Source organism: Aphanizomenon sp. CS-733/32 (genome assembly GCF_028330045.1).
Classification (GTDB): Bacteria; Cyanobacteriota; Cyanobacteriia; order Cyanobacteriales; family Nostocaceae; genus Dolichospermum; species Dolichospermum gracile.
On sequence record NZ_JAQMSE010000145.1, the window covers coordinates 1 to 4,673 of the forward strand.

A 4,673-nucleotide genomic window follows, 5' to 3' on the forward strand; every position below is an offset into this window, starting at 1 on the left:
CACAAACAAAGTCCACCTGCGTGGACTAACGAAAAATCAAGGCTTTTGAACCCACGAAGGTGGGTTTCGTCTGTGTAGCTGCGACTTCTAGTCGCCCTTGCAAGTAATAAATTAGACTTTTCAAACACCCTCTAAGAGTTCTACCCGTTCATCTGGTGCAAAAATACCCGCTTCATTCATGCGGTGATATTCTTCCACAGTCCACAAGCGCAATTGTAGATTTGTTTCTGTACTTTGCATGGCGGCTTTTGAGCTTGACTAGATATAGTTTAAATATATTAGATATTAGATTAGATCCCTGACTTCTTTGAGAATTCGGGGATCTGGGGATGATGATATTTCTGATTACTTCTGGGTGATATGTTTTAGCAACCCTTCACAGGCATCCATCAGTAAATCAATCACATGATTAAAGCCTTCAACTCCGCCATAATAGGGGTCTGGAACTTCCTTGAGGGTGTGTGTAGAGCAAAAATCGCACATCAACCTAACTTTAGAATGATATTGCCCAGAACGGTCAACAGCGAGGATATCATGATAATTACTCTTGTCCATTGCCAAAATCAAATCAAACTCTTGAAAGTCACGGATTTGAAACTGCCGAGCTTGGCCAATGAGTTTAAATCCTAACTTATTCTCTGCTGCGGCGCTCATACGTCGATCTGGTGCTGCACCGATGTGATAACCAGCAGTACCGGCAGAATCGCAAAGAATTGTATTATTTAAACTGGCTTGGTCAATCAGATGATTCATAATATTTTCTGCCGATGGCGATCGGCAAATATTACCAAGACAGACAAACAGCAGCTTATAAGGCATAATACTTTGATTTAATTTTTGTGTCAGTTGCCAGTTATTTTACACCACTGACCACTGACTAGGAATTTTAGATTTTAGATTTTAGATTTTAGATTTTAGATAAAAAACTTGGTACGAGTCTCCATGCTTGAGGACGGAACAATACTCGCTGCGCTGCGTACGCTTCGCTATCGTCAATCCAAACTCCAAAATCGTCAATCCAAAATTAAGTGACTACATTCCAGGTAATTCCAGTCCACTGGTTAGTTCTTCCATCCGTTCTCGCATGGTTTCGGTGGACTTTTTATAGGCATCTTTCATCGCCGCAGTGACTAAATCAGAAAGCACTTCTGGACCTTCTGCTAAAGCAGATGGAGCAATTTCTACTCGTTTGGGTTCTTGGTTGCCACTGACGACGACTTTAACAAGTCCACCACCAGATTCTCCAAGAATCTCCATTTGCTCCAATTCTTCTTGCAGACGCTTTGCACCTTCTTGAACTTGTTGCGCTTTTTTAAATGCTTCGGCTAGTTCTTTCATTTTGCCTAAGCCAAAGCCAAATCCCTGTCCTTTTTCTGCCATAACTGGTTATCCGCTGTACGATTGTTTAGAAATCAAATTCAATTATAGATGCGATGAGTCATTAGTCATTGGTAATTGGTAATTGGTAATTAGTCATTGGTAATTAGTCATTGGTAATTAGTCATTGGTAATTAGTCATTGGTAATTGGTAATTGGTAATTAGTCATTGGTAATTTAATTACTCTTGCCTATTGCCTATTGCCTCTTGCCTCTTGCCTCTTGCCTATATTTAACAACCTGCTTGAAACTCACCTAACATTTTCACTTCTGGTTCTAGCCAAATTGACCAGCGTTCTTGCACCTCATTTTGAACATGACGAATCAGGGAGAAAATATCACTGGCTTTAGCTCCTCCCCGATTGACGATAAAATTAGCATGAAGTTGGGCGACTTGCGCTCCTCCTAATTGATAACCCTTGAGTCCGGTTTGTTCAATTAACCAACCAGCGGTATAGGGTTTAGGATTTCTAAATACACTGCCACAACTAGGATAGCTGTAAGGTTGGGTGCTAAGTCGGTGTTTTTTATGTTCCCTAGTTCTAGCTGTCACTTGCACTGGATCTGCTCCTGGTTGCAGTTGGAAGGTGGCTTGAGTGACAATTCGCTTACCACCTTGGAGAAGTGAACTTCTGTATGTGTAACCTAATTCCTCTGGGGTGAGAGTTGCCAGAGTTCCATCTGGGGAAAGAACTTGAGCGCTAACTAACATATCTGCGATACAACTACTATGCGCTCCAGCATTCATTACCACTGCACCGCCCACAGTTCCAGGAATACCCACAGCCCATTCTAATCCTTCCCATCCTAAAGCGGCTGCGTCCCATGCTAGAGTGGGGATGGGTTCTCCGGCGGATACAGTTAATTGACCTGTGGCTGGGTCAAAGTTTTTAGACCGGAGATGCCGAGTGGCGATGACTAGACCGGGTATGCCGCGATCGCTCACCAACAAATTAGAACCAGCACCCAATACTGTGATTGCTAAATTATTTGCTTTTGCGTACTCAATACTTACTTGTAAGGCCTCTAAATCATCGGGAGAAACATAGCACTCAGCCTCTCCACCAACTCGATAAGAAGTAAACGCTGACAAGGAAGTATGGGTTTTTAAAGGACAATTCGTCCCTGGTAGGTAAATTAATTTACTATTATCCACATCATCTTTTGTTTGCATTTGTGGAGTGAAATTAGAAAATTCGCAGATTTTGCCAAATCCCTGGGAAGTTATCATTTTTACTTCAATTAGTGAATTTTTGACATTTGTTATTTATAGGAACAGACAAGATAGTGAAGACATCAATTAACTGTAAAACTCAGCGGACAACAGGGTTTTACTCCTGAATCGGTGAATCTTTGTCCATGGCAGTGAATTGATGAAAATACTACTAGAGTGCAGTTCTTAGCCTAAGAAGTGGCGATCGCTGGTTCACTCATCATGGTAATCAGTTCGGGAATAGCCTGATTTAAGTTACCCGCACCTAAAAACAGTGCCAAATCCCCCGAACATAAGGTTTGCAGTAAAAACTCACTAACCAAAGATAAAGTTTGTTGATAAACCACTTCAGGATTGTGTTTACTAATCGCAGTAGCTAAATCCTGTCCACTCACTTGTCCTAAATCAGGTTCACCCGCACTGTAAATATCCGTCAGCACAACTAAATCAGCATGAGTAAAAGACTCAGCAAACTCTTCTAAAAACGTTAATGTCCGCGTGTAACGATGAGGTTGGAAGATAGCAACTACCCTTTGTCCCGGTCTAGCTTGAAGACGAGCAGCGGCTAAAGTAGCGCGAATTTCACTAGGATGATGGGCATAATCATCAATAAAAGTCACCCCAGCCGCCTCACCTCGGAACTCAAACCGTCGTCTTGCACCTTCAAATGTAGCAATACCTTGGGCAATTTCTCCAAATTCTAATCCCAAAACTCTACCCACAGCTACTGCTGCTAGAGAATTGCTGAGGTTATGACGACTCAATAGCTGTAAATTTAACAAACCCAAAGCTTTACCCTTTTCCCATACCAAAGCTGTTGTGCCATCAGCACGATAATCTATATTGGTAACGGTGTAATCAGCACCTTTATCTGGGTAAAGACTATAGGTAATGGTTGGTTTAAACCTATCACGCACTGTCTGACAATCAATGCTACCCACCAAAGTTTTGCAACCTTGAGCAAAGGTTTGGAAGGTATCAACCACCTCTTCTAATGTCTCATAGTGGTCAGGATGATCTAATTCAATATTAGTAATAATACCAATCTCTGGAGCGTGTTTTACCAGAGAACCATCGGACTCATCTGCCTCTGCTACTAAATAACGGCTTGCACCCATTCTAGCATTACCTTCCCAAGCCTTAACTTCACCACCGACCAAAATTGTCGGATCAAGCCCAGCTTGCAATAGCATATAACCAATCATACTACTAGTAGTGGTCTTGCCATGAGTTCCTGCCACAGCAATACTGTAATAATCAGCAATCAAAGCCGCGAGAACATCAGAACGATGCCAAATGGGGCAACCTAATTCTAGGGCCGCCTTATACTCCAAATTATTAGCATTAATAGCTGTAGAACAAATCACTTGGGGTAAAGCGGTTTTCACAGCAGACAACTTTTCTGGGTAAATTAATGGTACAGTATCAGCCGCTACTTCTGACAGAAAAAATGCCAAATTGTTAGCTTCTTGTTTACTGAAAATGTGAGCGCCCAGGGATTCTAACTTATGCGTAATATGGTTAGCACGTAAATCTGAACCGGATACTGGCAATTGGCGTTTAGTTAGAACATAAGCCAAAGCAGACATTCCAATCCCACCAATCCCAATGAAATGAAATGGTCTGCCACTAAAATCTATAGAATTACTCATTTTTATTTACCTCTTACACCACACCACACCAGAATCACATAAGACACGCGTATCATAACAGGATTTTGATTGTTACAGATCCTAACTATGCCATCCAAAATATTCATCCCTGCTGAATGATTAAATTTTGACTTTCGTTTTGTCCTGTGAGCCAGATTACCCCCCAGTAGAAAATTCTTGCTGTTTTTAATCTGCTCATAAGATTATTCTGAAAATTTCTGCTACATCGGGAAAGAAAATTGTGTAAATTTAAATACATTTTGTTATGACGGTTTTAGCACTAAGTAGCATCGGCTTAGAGACAGCAACTTGCATTACTTATCAAAAGCCTCTGTCGGAATTGACTACAATAGTACATTGGTAGTGAAATTATTGTGCAATTTATAAAAATCATCATTGGGAGCAGGGGGCAGGGGGCAGGGGGCAGGGGG

4 protein-coding genes and 1 pseudogene are annotated in these 4,673 nt (G+C 41.5%); all 5 read right to left on the reverse strand.

Annotated elements, in window-relative coordinates:
* Positions 1-126: 126 nt before the first annotated feature.
* A pseudogene (locus PN471_RS11360) lies at positions 127-240 on the reverse strand (Uma2 family endonuclease); the annotation flags it as partial.
* A gap of 105 nt (positions 241-345) precedes the next feature.
* The gene (locus tag PN471_RS11365) at positions 346-819 is read right to left on the reverse strand and encodes a low molecular weight protein-tyrosine-phosphatase (protein WP_271776935.1); all 474 of its coding nucleotides are present in this window, start codon (positions 817-819) and stop codon (positions 346-348) included.
* 213 nt (positions 820-1,032) lie between these two features.
* Positions 1,033-1,380, reverse strand: coding sequence for a YbaB/EbfC family nucleoid-associated protein (locus PN471_RS11370; protein WP_271776936.1), 348 nt, complete (start codon positions 1,378-1,380; stop codon positions 1,033-1,035).
* Positions 1,381-1,609: 229 nt separating this feature from the next.
* Complete coding sequence (gene murB / locus PN471_RS11375; protein ID WP_442867149.1) at positions 1,610-2,608, reverse strand: UDP-N-acetylmuramate dehydrogenase; 999 nt, start codon at positions 2,606-2,608, stop codon at positions 1,610-1,612.
* A 173-nt stretch (positions 2,609-2,781) separates the two neighbouring features.
* The gene (gene murC, locus PN471_RS11380) at positions 2,782-4,242 is read right to left on the reverse strand and encodes a UDP-N-acetylmuramate--L-alanine ligase (protein ID WP_271776937.1); all 1,461 of its coding nucleotides are present in this window, start codon (positions 4,240-4,242) and stop codon (positions 2,782-2,784) included.
* Positions 4,243-4,673: the final 431 nt, after the last annotated feature.